Source organism: Pseudoalteromonas sp. R86517, from assembly GCF_042466295.1.
Taxonomy (GTDB): Bacteria; Pseudomonadota; Gammaproteobacteria; order Enterobacterales; family Alteromonadaceae; genus Pseudoalteromonas; species Pseudoalteromonas atlantica.
Window position 1 is genome coordinate 3,390,476 of record NZ_JAXHCB010000001.1, and the last position, 18,231, is coordinate 3,408,706.

Annotated in this window: 16 protein-coding genes and 1 other annotated feature; of the genes, 11 read left to right on the plus strand and 5 right to left on the minus strand. The window is 37.6% G+C overall.

The window, feature by feature from the left end:
* Positions 1–80: 80 nt before the first annotated feature.
* From SJY38_RS15300 to SJY38_RS15315, 4 genes are all read left to right on the plus strand, one after another.
* Positions 81–2,606, plus strand: coding sequence for an N-6 DNA methylase (locus tag SJY38_RS15300; RefSeq protein ID WP_377110123.1), 2,526 nt, complete (start codon positions 81–83; stop codon positions 2,604–2,606).
* Entirely contained in the window at positions 2,606–3,361 is a 756-nt protein-coding gene (locus tag SJY38_RS15305; RefSeq protein WP_377110124.1) for a hypothetical protein, read from the plus strand. The genes SJY38_RS15300 and SJY38_RS15305 overlap by 1 nt, the downstream gene beginning before the upstream one ends.
* 460 nt (positions 3,362–3,821) lie before the next feature.
* Positions 3,822–4,187, plus strand: coding sequence for a hypothetical protein (locus SJY38_RS15310; RefSeq protein WP_377110125.1), 366 nt, complete (start codon positions 3,822–3,824; stop codon positions 4,185–4,187).
* Positions 4,188–4,255: 68 nt separating this feature from the next.
* Positions 4,256–5,209: a hypothetical protein gene (locus SJY38_RS15315; RefSeq protein WP_377110126.1), complete on the plus strand. Its 954-nt coding sequence runs from the start codon at positions 4,256–4,258 to the stop codon at positions 5,207–5,209.
* On the opposite strand, the gene SJY38_RS15320 is transcribed toward SJY38_RS15315, so the two are convergent.
* Positions 5,173–6,392 (minus strand): IS3 family transposase gene (locus tag SJY38_RS15320; protein WP_232510977.1). Its coding sequence is split into 2 segments (ribosomal slippage): positions 5,173–6,104 and positions 6,104–6,392, totalling 1,221 coding nucleotides; the frame shifts between segments, so codons are not numbered across the junction. The two genes, SJY38_RS15315 and SJY38_RS15320, sit on opposite strands and share 37 nt — an antisense overlap.
* Positions 5,998–6,114: a sequence feature (AL1L pseudoknot), on the minus strand. (Overlaps the previous gene by 117 nt.)
* Before the next feature lie 78 nt (positions 6,393–6,470).
* Here SJY38_RS15320 and SJY38_RS15325 point away from each other — a divergent pair.
* Together SJY38_RS15325 and SJY38_RS15330 are read left to right on the plus strand one after the other, a co-directional pair.
* Complete coding sequence (locus tag SJY38_RS15325; RefSeq protein WP_377110127.1) at positions 6,471–7,280, plus strand: DUF4433 domain-containing protein; 810 nt, start codon at positions 6,471–6,473, stop codon at positions 7,278–7,280.
* 34 nt (positions 7,281–7,314) lie between these two features.
* Positions 7,315–8,007, plus strand: coding sequence for a macro domain-containing protein (locus SJY38_RS15330; RefSeq protein ID WP_377110128.1), 693 nt, complete (start codon positions 7,315–7,317; stop codon positions 8,005–8,007).
* Between the two features lie 183 nt (positions 8,008–8,190).
* Here the strand turns inward: SJY38_RS15330 and SJY38_RS15335 are convergent, their stop codons facing one another.
* The 4 genes from SJY38_RS15335 to SJY38_RS15350 form a co-directional block, all read right to left on the minus strand.
* Entirely contained in the window at positions 8,191–8,448 is a 258-nt protein-coding gene (locus SJY38_RS15335; RefSeq protein ID WP_377110129.1) for a hypothetical protein, read from the minus strand.
* 180 nt (positions 8,449–8,628) lie between these two features.
* Positions 8,629–9,201 carry a hypothetical protein gene (locus tag SJY38_RS15340; RefSeq protein ID WP_377110130.1) on the minus strand — a complete coding sequence of 191 codons (573 nt, stop codon included), beginning with the start codon at positions 9,199–9,201 and terminating at the stop codon, positions 8,629–8,631.
* A gap of 21 nt (positions 9,202–9,222) precedes the next feature.
* The gene (locus tag SJY38_RS15345; RefSeq protein ID WP_377110131.1) at positions 9,223–9,906 is read right to left on the minus strand and encodes a hypothetical protein; all 684 of its coding nucleotides are present in this window, start codon (positions 9,904–9,906) and stop codon (positions 9,223–9,225) included.
* An 873-nt stretch (positions 9,907–10,779) separates the two neighbouring features.
* Entirely contained in the window at positions 10,780–12,243 is a 1,464-nt protein-coding gene (locus SJY38_RS15350; RefSeq protein WP_377110132.1) for an ATPase, read from the minus strand.
* Between the two features lie 215 nt (positions 12,244–12,458).
* Between SJY38_RS15350 and ylqF the strand changes: the two genes are divergently transcribed.
* The 5 genes from ylqF (at position 12,459) to SJY38_RS15375 (ending at position 18,225) form a co-directional block, all read left to right on the plus strand.
* Positions 12,459–13,412, plus strand: coding sequence for a ribosome biogenesis GTPase YlqF (gene ylqF, locus SJY38_RS15355; protein ID WP_282337693.1), 954 nt, complete (start codon positions 12,459–12,461; stop codon positions 13,410–13,412).
* 564 nt (positions 13,413–13,976) lie between these two features.
* On the plus strand, positions 13,977–15,218 hold the full coding sequence (locus SJY38_RS15360) for an OprO/OprP family phosphate-selective porin (RefSeq protein WP_377110133.1): 1,242 nt from the start codon (positions 13,977–13,979) through the stop codon (positions 15,216–15,218).
* Between the two features lie 11 nt (positions 15,219–15,229).
* Entirely contained in the window at positions 15,230–16,201 is a 972-nt protein-coding gene (locus SJY38_RS15365; protein WP_126008605.1) for a tripartite tricarboxylate transporter substrate binding protein, read from the plus strand.
* Positions 16,202–16,212: 11 nt separating this feature from the next.
* Positions 16,213–16,680 carry a tripartite tricarboxylate transporter TctB family protein gene (locus tag SJY38_RS15370; protein WP_004587461.1) on the plus strand — a complete coding sequence of 156 codons (468 nt, stop codon included), beginning with the start codon at positions 16,213–16,215 and terminating at the stop codon, positions 16,678–16,680.
* Between the two features lie 3 nt (positions 16,681–16,683).
* Positions 16,684–18,225 carry a tripartite tricarboxylate transporter permease gene (locus SJY38_RS15375; protein ID WP_273587891.1) on the plus strand — a complete coding sequence of 514 codons (1,542 nt, stop codon included), beginning with the start codon at positions 16,684–16,686 and terminating at the stop codon, positions 18,223–18,225.
* Positions 18,226–18,231: the final 6 nt, after the last annotated feature.

Sequence of the window (18,231 nt, forward strand, 5' to 3'; positions counted from 1 at the left end):
TAGAATAAAGTTACTTGGTTAGCTTTAAACAAACTAATTATTGCTAATAGAGTACATGAATATTTTTAGGGATATGACTGATGCAAACCCACAATGAAATTAATAGTCTAGCTATAAGACAGGCAAAGGAAATATGGAGGTTACTTGAATATATTCGAGGTTCAGCGCCAATAGCAAGCTACCGTTCACTTGCTTATATGGTGCTATTCATTCGGTATATGCAAGACAACAGTGGGCAGCACTTTAACGTACCAAGGTTCTATTCATTTGATGCTATTGGGCAATATATAGATGAGCTTGTACTCACCTGCATTGAGTTAGGACTTTTTCAGCGAGAGTTAGGGTATATAGCTAGCGAGTTTACAATAGATATTTTACGCAAGAATAATCGAATTGAAGAAGACTTAGTAAAGTTACTCGCTCAAAGTAATGGAGTCAATAGAGACAAATACATTGTTAAGCAAACATTGGATGAGCTAAATAAACTCTTTGCAGCAAACGAAATGAGATCAGGAAGTGAATTTTATACTCCAAAGGATATAAATAAATTAGTAACTACTTTGGGTATGCAATATTCGCCAAAATCGGTTTGTGATCCTTTTGCGGGGGCTGGGAGCACTGCTTTTTCATTTTATGAAGCTACTAATGGAAAGGTTCAAATAGACACTCAGGAAGTTAGCACAGATATATATTTCCAATTAGTCATTACACGTATATTAAAAGGAATAGATGGAACAGATTTTTTAGAAGACTCCATCAGCCATCCAAAATACAAAAGTGAGCTATATGATTTAATTGTTTCATTTCCGCCGTTTGGTTTGAAAATACCGACCTCTACGAAGGAAGCTATATATAAAGATAGTTCAAACGAATGGCTGGCTTTAACTGAAGAGCTTCCTGTGACTAGGTCCGATTGGTTGGCTACCCTCTCGATGTTTCCATCATTAGGTAGTAAAACTAAATTAGTTATAGGTATGTCTTTAAGTTCATTAACTCGAGTTGGCTCCGAAGCCAGAATTCGAGAGTTTCTTATAGATAAGAATGTAGTTGATACTATTATTTTGCTACCTAAAGCTATTCATTACTCGACTAACATACCGACAGTCTTATTAATTTTTGACATGGCCCCTCAAAAAAATACAAAGTCTGTTCGTTTTGTCGATGCTTCTTTGTTTTACGAACCTCACAGAGGTAGAAATCTACTTTCTGACGAAAACATAACTAAAATTTTTGAGGCTACCATTTCAGATGGACGCTTTAGCAAAAGAGTAGCTCGTGAAAAGCTAGCTAGAAATAACTTTAATCTTAATCCTAGCTTATATGTAGATAAGACAATAAAGGTTAGTAAAGTGAAGCTAACTAACTATAGAGGGTACAAAGACTTCACAGTACCACTTCATGAATCACTAACAGTTTTGGTTGGTGAGAATGGAGCTGGCAAAACTTCGATTTTAGAGGCTGTTGCATGTGGCTTAGGTCCATTTTTAACTGCAATGCCTGAGGCTAAAGGAAGGCTGATACGAAAATCAGATATTCATGTAGGTATTGATGGTGTAGCTGATTTTTCCCGTATATCGATAGACACGAATTCTAGCCTTAGTTGGGATTTAGTAACTAGAGGCACAGAAAAAAGTACACAGGCAAAAATAGGTACTCAAGCCCTATCTGATTTTGCGAACCAAATAGTAAATACAGATACAGAGTATCCTCTCATTGCTTATTACGGAACAAATCGAACACTATCAAACTCTAGCAATAAAGTATCTATTAGCCCTTTTGAAGAACTTCAAAGGAGTGAAGGGTATGACTCTGCGCTTGAGGCGAAAATTAATTATGGGTCTTTAAAAAACTGGTTTACAAAAATTGAAGTAGATGAGCTAAAGCTTAGAGATAAAAAGAAGAATCACGACATTATTCACCCAGCTAAGGTATTAGTAGCAAGAGCAGTTAAAGAAATAGTTAATAGAGTTCAAAATGTCACTTTTGACAAATCAATTAATGATGTTGTTGTGACTTGGGAGAATGAAAGTGGCGAAAGTATTTCTCTAGGTTTAGAGCAGTTGAGCGAAGGCTATCGCAATATGGTTGCTCTCACAATTGATCTTGTTAGAAGAGCCTATCTATTAAATCCAAACTCTAAAGCTCCATTGTCTGTAGTTGGAGTAGTTTTGATAGATGAGATTGAGCTTCATCTTCACCCCCGTTGGCAACAGGATGTATTAGAAGACATAACTAAGTTATTCCCAAATATACAATTTGTTGTTACAACACACAGCCCTCAAGTACTTACTACAGTCAGAGGTGAGAGTATTCGAGTTGTATCAAATTCATTATCATTTGCTGAAACTGTTAACTCTCCTTTTGGTGGTGAAAATAGTCGTGTAATGAAACAAATTTTACATGTTAACTCTAGGCCGGTTACTGATGTATCAAGAAAGCTTAAAGAATATTTTGATTTAATTGAGCTAGGTAAAGGAGAGGATCGGGAAGCTTTAGTTTTAAGAGAAGAACTTACAAAATTAACAGATGGGACTGAGCCGATGTTAGTTGAGGCTGATTTAGCGATAAAACGCGTTAACTGGATGAAGTCTAGAAAGAGTCAGTAATGTCTATTAAAAATATTCCAGAGCCTGAACGACTCAAAGAGTTCCGCTTAGCCAACCCAAATGCAACATGGAATCAATTAAAGAGTGATTCAGATGTTAATAATGCGTTGAAGGTTACAGCAATTAAAAAAACGGCAGGCTTATGCGTTTATTGTGAGCATAAACTAATAGCTAAAACTGATTATCAGATAGAGCACTTTCATCCAAAGAAGGGAAACAATAATTCTAATTTTGGCGTTGGTAAACCTAATTGGGCTATAGAGTGGGATAACTTATACCCTGGTTGTTTAGGGGGCACGGCTCAGGTAGTACATTTCACCGAGAAGTATGATATTGATTTTAGAACTGGTGCTGACAAGAGAAATAAGGGAAGGCTCACATGTGGTCAGAAAAAAGGGGAGATAAGTCCTGAAGGCCTAATTATAAAACCTACAGAGTTAAATAATAGAGATCCAATTTTCTTATTTAATGGTGCTGACGGCTCTATTAGTCTCAATAAAGAAGCTTGCAAGAGGCAAAATATATCAGCAGAGCTTGGAGAGAGCCAAATAGTAAGGTTGAATTTAAATAGCCAAAGGCTAAAGGATGCGAGATTAGAGCTTGCAAGTTCTCTTCGTACTCAATTTGATAAAGCCTTTCAATTTGATGGGGATGCTATTGAAGAGTTGGTTGAAGATTGGCTAGCGCTAAATGAAAAAGAAATGTATGAGCTACCTTTCATTAGCATGATTTCAAGTAAGTATGAAAGAAATTAACCACCAATAGTACTAATATTAATAGGACCTAAAGATAGGGGGGATTTTAATTAATTCAGGCATTATCTTTGAACCAGCTCGAGCAGAATACTGGTAAACCAAAAGCACATGCAGTTTAGCATTACTTTTAAGTAATACTAAATGCTTCTCATTTATGCCGTGTTTTAAGCAGGGCTTTTTTTCAGATTAATCTATTTAAATTATCTTCTAGGGTACTTACCGAAAACTGAAATAGGCCTTGAGAGATTAGGCGAGTTTGCTCTTAATAATGTTAGTAAATTAGGCTACAACGTATATTATACAAGTGATCTAAAAACCAAGGTGGCGTTGAATGAATAGCCGTATAAAAAAGTGTAAGTAGCTGAAGCGCGGTGTTTGCCTTTACTATGAGCTGTTTTTTATCTTTATTTTGGTATTTCGGTTTATTAAGTAGTAGTTCAATACAACACAAGGAAAGGGAATGACAAAAGAATTTATAAGGAATTGCTCATGGGGCTATTCATGCGATCAAAAATGGGAAAAGCTATCTTTAACGCACAACACTGGAATAAGGTTTTGTGGAACTTGTGAAAAGGAAGTGTACCGTTGTGAAACTCAAGAAGAGCTTGCTGAAAATATCACTTTAAATCGATGTGTTAATTTTTCGAGTGATATAACAGACATTATAAATACTAAACACCTACGAGAAGATACACCTAAGCGATATACAGGATATCCTGCATCACTTGCTAAAGAGCAAAGCCATAAACCCTCAACTCAAAGAACAGCTCCTGCAAATAACCCAATGCTGCCGACTATAGATTTTGATGACGATATTCCGTTTTGAGGAATATGTGAATAGTGGAAGGATTAAGAGTTTTATAAGGATATAACTAGGATATGCTGGGTAACTAAATGAAATGGCTAAATGCTCTTTGGGCTAAGACTAAAAAAATTGCCAGTTTATATACTGGTACATTTATTTTTGTAATGTTTATTAATCAATTACTTTTTTTTGGTTTGTGTTTAAACCCAATCTGCTTGATAGCAGCTATGCCTCATGTTTTATTAATTACAGTTGCTTTAGGCACTCTAATTAATAAGCTCAAAAAAAATCCATCAGTTGATAAATCAGCGCCAAAAAATAATACAAGGCCTTCTAAAAGTACATATTCTCATACTGAAGATGGTACTAACTCTACCAAAATACCTACTTTAGATCGTTTGGTAAATTTTGCTGAATCTTTTGATGAAAAGGCAGCAAAGTTTGAGAAAGATGCTGAGGCTTATAAGAGGAGAACTCAAGGAGAGATTAATAGGTTAAAGTTAGAGGCTTTGAGGGCTAGGGCAAAGGCGCCTATAGTAAACGTACTTGAAAGCAAGAAAGAACCTAAACAGATTAGACCGCAATCTAAAAAAGATGAGTTATTTGATGAAATAGCCAGTGATAAAAATAGTCAGGATGATCATGTTGAAAGAGGTGAGGGACCAAATACTCATAGTGTTTCTACTGTTAGAAAAGAAGTAGGAGAATTAACCTATAATTTTAATGATGAGCTTCACAAGTTAAATATCTCAAAAAATGATGAGCTGTCAAAGCTTGAAAATGTAGGTGGTGAAAACAGGTTAGCTATTAATCCTCAAGGCGATTCTTCGGAACTACTACAACAAAAAAAACACCAGAGAGTACAACTAGCCAAAAGTAAGCATTATATTAATACCAAATATAAATTAAGACAGACAATACTAAAGCATAAAAAAAATGTTGAAGCTAAGAATGAAAAAGAGCAAGTTGAATCGCCCCGAGTTCATCGGAGACCAGTTTGTTTAAGTCAGGCCACTTTACCTGACTCGTTTAAATTATCATAGTAGTCTGTTTCATATTGAGCTGGTGAAATATACCCAATTGAAGATAATAAGCGTTGATTATTAAACCAATTGACCCACTCTAACGTTGCGTATTCAACAGCATCAACATTCTTCCACGGGCCATTTCTGCGAATAATCTCTGTTTTAAATAATCCATTTATTGTTTCAGCCAATGCATTGTCATAAGAGTCACCCACACTGCCTACAGACGCTTGAATTCCAGCTTCAGCAAGTCGCTCAGTGTATCGTATAGACAAATATTGGCTGCCTCTGTCGCTGTGGTGAATTAACCCTTCGGGGTTGCCACGATGCCAAATAGCTTGCTCTAACGCATCAAGAATAAGCTCTGTGTGCATTGTCGTTGATACACGCCAACCTACAATGTATCGTGAAAAAACATCTATCACGAAAGCGACATAAACAAACCCACTCCATGTGGCAACATAGGTGATGTCAGCTACCCAAAGTTGATTTGGCTGCTCAGCAGTAAATTGACGATTAACTAAATCAAGTGGCTTATCTTGTTGCTCGTCAGGTATCGTTGTCTTATGTGCTTTACCCCGACGAACACCTTGAATTCCCATAACTCGCATCAATCGTTCGACTGTACAGCGGGCGACTTGATGGTCGTCAAGCTGTAGCTGCTTCCATATTTTTCTTGCACCATAAACTGACATATTATCCTCCCACACTTCGCGAATGAGTATTATCAGCTCAGCATCACGCTTTTTGCGGTTAGACAGTCGCTCAGGCTCTCTTTGTATCTGTTTATGAGAATAATACGTTGATGGTGCAATCGGCAATTCCTTGCAAATTGACTCGACACCGTAATGCTCTCTGCAAGCATCAATAAAATCCGCTATTACTTCTGTTTGCGGTCGAGCTCCGCTTGGGCGAAAAAAGCGGCAGCTTGCCTCAGGATATCATTCGTTCGCTTGAGCTCTTTATTCTCGCGCTCTAAGACGGCAAGGCGTTCTTCAGTTGATTGCGTATTAGAAGAGGGTTTAGACGGTTGAGCTTGAGATTTCTTGACCCATGCTCTAAGTGTTTCTGGGGTACATCCCAGTTTATCTGAAATCGATACTAGCGCAGCCCAAAGAGAAGGGTATTCATGCTGTTGTGTGGTAACAAGCCTAATTGCACGTTCACGAAATTCTGATGTATAGCGATTTGATTTTTTCATAGTTCCAGTTTCTCAAGTTATTGAGTCTCTGGCAAACACGGGGCGATTCAAGTAGCTACAGACTTACTATCTACAACAATGCTATGCAAAGCTAATGGAATAAAAAGCACATCTGATTTTTTTAAATACCTAATCGAATACGAGCTACTTTTTTTTAAAGATAAGAAATATCACTTAACTGATAAGGGAAAGCTGTTTGGTGGCAGGTATCGAACAAATGGCCAAGGTGATCGGTGGGTTGTGTGGTCATGTGATGACCTTCATACTGTGCTATGTAATTTCAAACGTCCTTTGTTTGATCGATTAAACATTAACTATTTAATGCACATTACACATACTGCCAATCTTCCGGGCATACTCTCTAAAGGCTTATTGCCTCACAATAATAAAGCACAAACAGTTGATATCAGTAATAGTTTAGTAAATGCAAGAAGAGCAAAAAAAGAGCCCATACATAAACACTCAATACATGACTACGTACCTTTTTATTTTAACGTTAGAAATGCGATGCTATTTCAGGTTCAAAAAGAGTTTGGAGCAGAAGTTATTATTTTATCTTTTTATAAGGAAGCTATAGCATCTCCCAAAACTATTTTTTCGAACGGTAATGCTTCTACCATAGCTTCTACATTTACACCATATATACATGAATTAGCGTCATTTAATTGGAGTGCAATTTTTAGTTCGAGTTGGAAGATAAATGGGGTTGTAGATTTAGACCTAAAATCAAAAATGATGAGTGAATGTTTGATTTATGAGAAGGTAGCTATTGATAAGCTTCATTGTATTTACTGTCAGGATATAGAAGTACAGCAGCGCATAATAAAAGTATGCGAAGACAAAAAAATACATATCAACGTTGCTGTTGATCCCATGCTTTTTTTCTAATAGTAAAATACATAAAAAATTAAGGCCATAAAATATGGGTGTTGAAGTCATAAGTGGAAATATATTTAATTCTAAATGCAGTTGCCTAGTAAACCCTGTTAATTGTGATGGGGTTATGGGGGCTGGGTTAGCTTTAGAGTTTAAATTACGCTACCCAGAGATGTTTACAAAGTATGAAGCTTTATGTGATGCAAAAAAACTAGATATAGGACTCCTGTGGATATATAAATCAGAGCTTAAATCGGTTTTAAATTTTCCGACTAAGTTGAGCTGGAAATATCCGTCAAAAGAGTCATACCTTCACCAGGGTCTTAAAAAGTTTGTAGATACCTATCAAGATAAAAATATAAAGTCGATAGCTTTTCCTGTGTTAGGCGGGGGGCGAGGCGGGCTAGATAGCAAGGTTAGTCTTGCTATTATGGACTCATACTTATCAAGCCTTGATATAGATATCGAAATTTATGAATATTCCGAAACAGCTAATGATGATTTGTATGTCGAATTTGCTAATAAAATAACGCCTTTATCAAGTGAACAAATATCCGCAGAGAGTGGAGTAAAAATTATCTATATTGAAAGAATTTTAGAAGCAATTAAGGAAGGCCGTATATATCAACTAAATCAGCTTTTATCGATACAAGGTGTGGGCATTAAGACTGTTGAAAAGATATTTTTATATAGTCAAAAGCTTAATAATCATGTGCAACAGAGTGATTTATTTTCATAATAACCAAGTTGCCACAATTTTTGATGTGTTTTACAGTGGTTTTTTGAGGGGCCATTGAAATTATGGCTCCCACAATTACCTTTAGCTATGAAATTTGGCTGTTAAGCTAGTTTTGTTATTAATAGATGACCGTAAGGCCTTGGATTTAAGCCTCAGCTAGTATGATCTATTTCACAATTTTAATTAGTAATTACTATCGTGATGGCTATCTGTACCGTAAGTATTCCCTTCTGAATCAAACCCACCGTATCCCCCGTTCATTACTAGACCACTCGCAGGGTTAATAACGATATCATCGCCGCTAGAAGTGCAGCTATTTGAACTCAAACTAGATGTAGTAGAGCCTGAGTAACTATTACTTGATTGGCTACGTGCTTTACTACGATTTATTGCTGCTCTATTACGCGCAATTCTCATATGCTTTTGTTCTGTGGCAGACATTGGTCGCCTGTAAGTATCTACTTCAGGGCTATCTCCCCAGGTAGCTAATCCCTGTATAATACAACACTTACCCCATATAAGTATTAACATACCAATTAATACTGAGACTTTTGCAATAAAAAAAAATGAAGTAATAAATATTAAAATACCAACGAGTACTTTGCCCATAGCTGTAAATCCTTATAAAATTTTGTAGTTTGAAATTGTGAACTGGAACTGATTTTGAATTCGTTTACCACTTCTATTTTTAAGTGGCTGCGGGAGTAATTGATTAACTAAATTGGAATCTTGCAGGTTTTTTAATAAGAAGGTCTTAAATCTAGTTTTGTCTTTACTTTCGGTTTCACCACCTAAGTAACCTCCAAGTACCTTGTAGTTATTGTTCTCTTCTAACTTTGTTGCTATTTCGTCATGGTCTTTACCAAGTAGTAAAGAAAGAAATGAACTGTCAAAGTGCTTTTTAAAAAAAGCATATGCCTCAAAGTCAGATTTAAAGCTAAGGCTATGTATGTCGCTACTACTTATTAATCGAGCTAACTTTCCAGCTTTATTGTAACCAAGCGCCTTTGTATTCGACCTTTTTTGCACTCCCTTAGCATCAAGCCAAGCCCACAGATAAGTGGCCTCTTTACAAGGAAGATATATAGTTTTTTTACTTAAATTATTTTCTGTATCAGCTAAATAAATTGTTAATTGAAATCTTAGTTTATGACTGGTGTTAGCTTTGGAGTTTAGTTCGATATGCTGGATCATTAGGCTCATAGCTTCAGCCTTCTATGCTGAATATGATAAAGGTGTGATCTTTGTTTCAGCAAATAACTGAACAATATCCCAGCCTGTTAAAACAAAAACATCAGATTGTTTCTCAATTTGTCTAAACTGTTTTGAAGTCGAGCCAGGAGTCAAATAAATAGCCGCCGATGCATTATGGTTTTGTTTTGCTTTCTCTAAAAGCCCAACTCTTTCTGCGTTCCAAGAAATATCTTGCAGTCCTTTAAAAGTAGAGTTAACGCCTAATTGAACAACTGCTGTATTTTTGCCTTTTGATGCTATAAGTAGCTCATCATCGATAATTGTTATTTTATATTTAAGTTTTTTAAAGGCTAATATAGCTTTTTCTTTAAATACGGAGAGATCAGTAAGATTATGAACCTGGTTCCTGAGAAAGATGCTTTTGTAAAATGCGTAACTAGACTCCCTTAACATCTCTAGTTCAACATCATCACTACAATTACAAATGCCGGTGTCTAGTTTTATCCCTTTACGTTTTACTTCAATCATCAAACAATCGGCCTTCATTCTAGAAAAGGCTCGTAAATTTGCCCTTTTAGATATATCCATGAAAGGTTTAATTAGTTGCAGGTAGGGTGAGTAGTTTGAGCTTTCGACTTTGCCTTCAGAGGCAAATGATAAGAGACTGTTCTTGATAGATTGTAGTTTGTAAGCAATGCGATTCATTAGAGTTCCTAGTTAAGTTATGTTTGAACCGCATAGGAACTTTAATAATTGAGATCTGAATTGCAAGGCTTTTTTGAAATATTTTAATGTCTAATAAGTTAAATACATATGCAAACTGACTTTTGGAAGTTTCCAAGATAACTATAAGAAGAGGTAATAAATTAAACTTTATAGAGAAATCGTTATTACTTTAAGGGTGAATAGATGAATGAAAATGTGTTTTGGCTTGTGCCTGCGTTAACTTTGACTTTAATTATTATTAAATTACAGTTTGACTTCGGTATAAGTAAACTCGTAATGGCTTTAACCTTAATGTCATTTACTGGGTTCTCATGTTTTCTGTTTGCATTTTATGAGAATGAGTACATAAGCCTAACAAATCTGGTACTTATAACTCTTCAATACTTTGTGAAAGTGTTTTTGGTGATGACTTTATGCTATTTCATAGCTTTTTGTGTGTATTGGTTTTTTAAAGATAGGGAAACTTTAATTAATTGGTTCAAAGGTAAGTATTAGCTTGTTAATTATACAAAGCTATTATATTGAAAGAATTTTAGAAGCAATTGAGGTAGACCGTATATATCAGCTTCTATCGATACAAGGCGTAGGAATCAAGACTGTTGAAAAATATTAACATACAGTCAAAAGTCCAAATAACCATGTACAGCAAAGTAATTTAGTTTCTTAATAAACAAGTTGCCACCATTTTGATTCGCATTTAAATGAAATTTGCCTATATTCTTGCTGCTTGGAACAAGCTCAAATAAGAGGACTGGTTGAACTTAAAGCACAAACAACTTAAAATTATTTTAAAGGGAAGCTTAATGCTTCCCTTTTATGCCGTGCTTTGAATATCATATTAACTTACTGAGGTTACCCTTCGACGAACTGGTTACTTTGCGAATCTTTGTAGAAATACTTCAATTCTAAGTTTACGTGTTGTTTAATTTCGCTGAACCATGCTAAGTCTTCAGTGAGTGGATAATTACCACCAACAACCCATATTTCACTACAATCTTCTGTGCCTGGATATAAAGCATATCGAAGTAATTGACCAATAGCGGCTTCAATATCCTCTTTAGCATTTGATTTAAATTTTAGCTCAGCAACAATGTTTGCGTTCGTTTCTGTGTTCTTTAGAACTACATCACGAATGTGGGCACGTCCTAAGTCTTCGCTTTGCTTTGCAATCGTATTGTGACTATATTCTGAGTTATGTAACCACTGAAGAAACTGCCCCTCTAATTCAGCTTCTCGATATTGAATCTCTATAGATTCAATTTGCTTTCTTATAGCTGTTTTTAGTGTTACATCATCACCTTTTTCTAATGCTAAAGTCTTTAAATATTCTTCTTCGTAAACTACCCAAAGAACGATATTAATAAGTAGCTCATCATATTCATGATCTATGTTATTACGGATAAATTCCTTTAATCGAATATTGGCGTCGAACCAGTTAGAGTATTGATATTTAAACCCCCATTTTTGGGTGAAATATGAGCATATATATTTAAGTTTTTGATCAGTAACAGTAGTAGAGAAATATTTAGGGGCGATGGCTGCAAAAACACGATTAAGCAATGCTGTATGCAATACCCTTACTTTGCCATCGTCTTTGAGTTTTTGTAATGCATCGATACATTCGTCATAAGATGCCGAGGTTTGGTCATCGATTATTTTCTGAGTAATACTTTTTAAGGTACTTTTAGATAATTCGAACTCACTTTCGGATAATGCACCTTGGTTTAAGCTTGAGATATCATTGTCTCGGCTATACCAAAGATCCGATAGTAGTTGATCGCTTATGTCAGTTTCGTGTTTAGCGCTTGATACTGCGCTAACAATTTTTTTATAGCCTATGTACCAATCATTACGATCAATTTGGCATGAAGAAATCATTGCACTGAAAAAACTGTCAAAGTGTAGTGCTTCTGTATTGGTGTAATCGGTAGGGATATTCGGTGTGCGAGTGATATTAAATTTAGCTATGAAATTATTTAAATGCTCTAGCTCATTACGTTCTGAAAATGTTTGCTCCGTAAGTTTACCCTCATCAGGCGCCAAGACCAAAGAGTTTACATTAAACTTAAACTTATACTCAATACCAGTATTGGTGAATCTAAAAACAATATAACTCCCAATAGCCCGACATGCATCATGTTCTCTTCTGCCTACACATATTTCCCATTTATTGACGGGGTCGCGAAAATATATATCTAAACTCTTTTGATTATAAAGTTCTAACAACTTAAAAAATGCAGGAGATACATCATCTGCCCAATTTACGGAATATTTTTTGTAGCTAGGGTGATCTTTTATAGAGGTTATGAGCGTCATACTAAGTTCCTTTTATTATGATTAAAAGTAATTACATTACCTATAGTACTAGGTTACGTTGGTTTTATTACTCTTTTTATTTTTAGAAGCACTAAACCTCTCTTCTGTAGTAAACTTACTTATTATTACGAAAAGTACAAAAGCATAGTTTTACTTTTAGTACCCACATTAGTACCCATAGGCTGCGGCCTTTAACTAAAGGTCATATAAATCAAATGAGTAGAGCAGGAATACAGTGGTTCCCTGGGCACATGAATAAAGCCCGTAATGAGATTAAAGAAATAATGCCGCAAATGGATGTGATCATTGAAGTGCTTGATGCACGCATTCCTTACAGTAGTGAAAACCCTATGGTAACTACGCTTCGTGAAGGCAAGCCGGTCATCAAAATTTTAAATAAGGCTGATTTAGCCGACCCTAAAATGACCCAAGCGTGGAAAGACTATTTTGAGCAAGAAAGTGGCGTTAAAGCCATTGCGTTTGGTCATGATAAAGCCGCTGAGGTGCACCGCATTAATGAGCTTTGTAAAAAGTTGGTGCCACATAAAGTGGGCGCCGATAAGCAAATTAAAGCCATGATCATGGGTATTCCAAATGTGGGCAAATCAACGTTAATTAACGTATTAGCTGGCCGCATAGTTGCAAAAACGGGTAACGAGCCTGCGGTAACAAAAGCGCAGCAACGTATTAAGCTTGAAGACGGCATTATGCTTTACGACACGCCAGGTATGCTGTGGCCTAAAGTAGAAAATGAGAACTCGGGTTATCGTTTAGGTGCCACCGGTGCAATACGTGACACAGCGCTTGAATACGAAGATGTGGCAAGTTATACCGCAGAGTATTTATTAAAAGCCTACCCAGAGCTTTTAAAAGCACGCTATAAAATAGATGAACTGCCAGAAAGTGACTGGGAGTTTGTAGAAATGGCCGGTAAAAAGCGTGGTTGTATTCGTGGCGGTAACCAAATAGACACCTATAAAATGTCTGAAATACTGATTAACGAATTACGTGATGGGATTATCGGCCGTATTACCATGGAAACCCCAGCCATGCGTGAAGAAGAAGAAATTATGGTAGCTGGCTTACGCGCCGCTGCAGAGGCCAAAAAAGCCGCTAAAGAAGAAGAGAAAAAGCAGCGCCGTGCACGTGCGCGTAAAAACCGCCGTTAATCTGTGAATTTATGTGAGTATGTTACTTACTAAATTACAGACATAAAAAAAGCCCGTAAGGGCTTTTTTAGTTTCATATCTACCGTCACCGATATGAGCAATGTAGCAAGTAAAATAGTAGGGCGGTTACTTATCATCAACATCAAGGGGCGTTGCGGTTCATAACAAGTAACCATAGCTGTTTACGTGCGCCACACGTTGTTTCAGGGTCGAGAAACAAATTAGTTCATTCCGTCACAAGTGGGTATGCATTCCCGTCTTGTTGATATTGATTATCAGTTAGATCTAATAAACTGTCAACACCTAAATGCAAATAATTCTTATTTTATTAAGTGCGTTTTTTAGTCATCGCATAGGTGTACTTCACGACCCTTCTTATTAGTTTTTGTTTATGTCTATTTTGTTCATGGTTTTTATGAACAAAATGTACTTTACCGTCATCAATGCACCTTTCCCTCAAAATATTTCGTTAATTTCACGTTAACAATAAGCTGCGCTTTAGATAGCAGTTTGTCGTCGCTTATCTACCTGACAATAAAGATACAAACACAGCTGGAGAAAATAATGAAAGCAAGTAACACACAGCTCGCTTTAACAATTACAGCAGCGTTGGCTAGCACATCAGCTTTAGCCGATAACGATACTCAAAAACTACAAGCACAATTAGATGCATTGCAAAAAGAAGTTAACTCTTTAAAAACATCAAGTGGCTTTAATTTGGAGTTTGGAGGACGAGTACAACTTGATTACAACTATTTTGAAGGTGCCTATAACGCAGGTAATGATGGCTCAGGTGGGAGCGACTTCTTCCCTCGTCGTATTCGTACCTACGTAGAGAGCGAGCATGGAAACTGGGATCACAAATTACTTTTAGAATTTGGCGAAGGGGATGCCGAAATTGTACTTGCCCGCGTGCGTTACGCCTTTGAAAACGGTCTTAAAATTAAAGCGGGTAAAATCCGTGAAGACATGTCGCTAAACGCACTTACTAGTTCAAAGCACATTAATACTATTGAGCGTAGTACGCTTGCTAATACTTTCTCGCCTTTTTTCCGTTGGGGCGTATCTGCTTATCAATACTTTAAAGACTCAGGCTTTCGATATGCCGTTGGGGTTTATAAAAATGATGCCTTTGGTGCAACGGGTAACGATGAAAACGACCGTCTAACACTTGCTATTACAGGGCGTGCTACGTGGTCAAGTGCAGCACCTGGTGACGTGATTCATTTAGGTGCATGGCATTCATACCGTGATATGGGTGGCAATGAACTAGGCGAGCGTTTTGCGCGTGGTGAAGTGCGCGAAACTAATGTACGCCTTGTTAATTATGCTACAGGCGGCACAGCGGTAGCACTGGATAGCTTATCACAGTCTGGGCTTGAATTTGCTTTTCAGGCTGACTCTTTAACATTAGAGGCAGAATACGCAAGCCGTGCTTTAGATGCGCTCAATAGCAGCGATGATCTAGATGGCGAGCGCTTTGACGGCTTTCATATCTCAGCAAGTTACTTTTTAGGGGGTGAGCAACGACAGTATAAAGCTGGCTCTGCACTATTTGTACAACCTAAAAATATTAAAAATGCATGGGAGTTAGTTGCTCGAGTTTCGCAAATGGATGCAACGAGTAAAAACCAAGGTAGCGAAGTAACTACCTACACACTTGGTACAAGCTATTACGTTAGTAGTGACATTAAATTTATGGGCAATCTTATCTATAGCGATGTAGATGGCCCAGGTACCGCTGCGCTTGTAGGTGATGAAGACTCTGGTATGGGATTTAGTGCACGTATGCAGTATTTATTTTAAGGGGACACACAATGAAATTATTTAAGTCAGTTAAAACAACATTATTAGCGGCATCATTAGTACTAAGCAGCCCTATGGCATTGGCCGATATTCACTTTTTAGTACCAGCAGGCCCAGGTGGCGGATGGGATACAACTGCGCGCGGTGTAGGTGAAGGTTTAGTAAAGGCTGGCATTGATAATAATGCGTCTTTTCAGAATATGTCGGGCGGTGGCGGCGGGCGCGCCATTGCCTACTTAATAGAATCAGGTACTAAAAAAGGCGATATATTAATGGTTAATTCAACGCCTATTGTATTGCGCGCCTTAACGGGGAAAATTCCCTATAGCTACCGAGATTTAACTCCCGTAGCCAATATGATTGCTGATTTTGGTGCCTTTGTTGTTCGTAACGATTCGCCCTATAAAACCTGGCAGGATGTTATTAAAGCGCTTAAAGAAGACCCAAGCTCAATTAAAGTAGCGGGTGGTTCTGCCCGTGGCAGTATGGATCACTTAGTTGCTGCACAAGCGGCTAAAGCAGGCGGGGTTGATGGCCGCAGAATTCGTTACATTCCTTACGATGGCGGTGGTAAAGCAAAAGCTGGTTTACTCTCTGGTGAAGTAAACTTACTTTCTACCGGTTTAAGCGAGGCGTTAGAAGTTGCAAATGGCGGGCAGGCGAGGGTGTTAGCAGTTACATCGCCAGAAGCTTTAGCGGATTACCCTAAAATACCTACGTTAAAGTCGATGGGTTACGATATGGAGTTTGTTAATTGGCGCGGCTTTTTTGCTGCTCCTAATTTACCTGCCGATAAACTTGCTCAATACACCGAGAAACTTCGTAAATTACAATCAACTCCTGAGTGGGAAACTGTTCGCGCACGAAATGGCTGGTTAAATCTCTTTCAAGAAAAAGATGAATTTATCCAGTCACTCGAAAAACAAGAAGCACAGCTTAAAGTGGTAATGCAAGAGCTTGGCTTTATTCGTAAAGCGGATTAATCGAGGTTTTTATGATGAATCGCGAACTACTAGGGCCAAGTTTATTCTTGGCGCTATTTACACTCTACGCCATTGTGGCGTGGCAAATTCCACTATTACCATTTGAAGAATACGAAACGGTTACTTCTGCTACATTACCAAAAGTATACGCAGCTTTTGGCATTGTGGTGTGCTTGCTTTCTATCGGTTCTACTTTGCTTAAGCCAAACGAAAAAGCGGCAGAAAACCAGCCTCTAGAAAAGTCGCATGTCGTACGAACTTTAGGCTTATTAGTTTTAATGGTGATTTATAGTGCAATGTTGGAGCCTGTTGGCTTTTTAATCTCGACCAGCGCCTTTTTATTAGCGGGTTTTTTTGTAATGGGTGAAAGGCGCAAGAAGATTCTATTGTTTGCCTCTATTCCTGTTGCCGTAGTGTTTTGGTTTTTGATGACTCAAGTATTAGGTATTTACTTGGTTCCGGGCGATTTATGGAGTTAAGTTATGTTTGATGGAATTATGCTTGGTTTGTCGACCGTGCTCGACTTTAATAATTTAATGTACGTGATAGCAGGCTGTTTGGTGGGTACTTTTATTGGTATGTTACCTGGGCTTGGGCCAATAACTGCTATTGCATTGATGATCCCTATTACTTACAGCATAGGTGCTGATTCAGGGATGATTTTAATGGCTGGGGTTTATTATGGCGCTATTTTTGGTGGCTCTACATCATCCATTTTAATAAATGCGCCAGGGGTGGCGGGTACGGTGGCTTCATCTTTTGATGGCTATCCGTTAGCAAAGCAAGGGCATGCTGGTAAAGCCTTGGCTATTGCCGCTTACTCCTCATTTATAGGTGGAACTATAGGCGCCATACTACTTATGGTTGCCGCACCTCTACTAGCAAAGGTGTCGTTGAGCTTTCAATCTCCTGATTATGTTGTGCTAATGTTTTTAGGTTTAACAGCTATTGCTGCATTTTCAAATAAAGGCCAATTTTTAAAAGCAATGATGATGACAGTATTTGGTTTAATGCTGGCAACGGTAGGTATAGATCCATCCTCGGGCACCGAGCGATTTACCTTTGGACAAGCCGACTTACTCGATGGTATTAGCTTTTTATTAATTGCAATGGCAACGTTTGCACTTGCTGAGGCATTAATTAATGTTGTTAAGCCAGAGAAGAAAGACGCTAAAAGTCTTAATGATTCAGATACGCCGCAAATAGGTTCAACTAAATTAACAAAAGGCGAAGTTAAAGATATGGCGCCGGTTGTTGGCCGTTCGTCATTTTTAGGATTTATTGTTGGTGTTTTACCTGGCGCAGGAGCCACTATTGCAAGCTTTATGGCCTATGCCACTGAACGAAATTTGGCACCTAAAGGCCTAAAAGAAAAATTTGGAAAAGGCTCTTTACGTGGTCTTGCCGCTCCTGAGTCTGCAAATAATGCAGCATGCACAGGCTCATTTGTACCTTTATTAACATTGGGGATTCCTGGCTCTGGCACGACGGCCATTATGCTAGGAGCATTAATAGCATATGGTATTCAGCCAGGCCCTATGCTCATGCAAGAAAACCCAAGTGTATTTTGGTCTGTCATTGTAAGCATGTATTTTGGCAACATTGTTTTATTGATTTTAAACCTACCTCTCATTCCTTATTTTGCAAAAGTATTAGCAATGCCAAAGTCGGTATTAACCATTATGATTTTGTTCTTTAGTTTAATTGGCGTGTACTTGGTGTCGTTTAACACATTCGACTTATTTATGATGGTTGGTGTTGCCTTGGTTGCGTTAATATTACGCCTATTGGCCTTTCCAATGGCTCCTTTGTTACTTGGCTTTATTTTAGGCGATATGATTGAGCGAAACTTTCGTCGCTCAATGATGATTTCGGATGGCTCATTAAGCTTTTTATGGGATAGGCCACTCACATTAAGTATTTTTATACTTTCTATTTTAGTGTTGTTGTTCCCATTAAAAGATTATTTGAAGCAGCGCCGTGCGGATAAAACAGCTTCTAGGTTACAGCAAGAGCAAGCTTAATAAGGA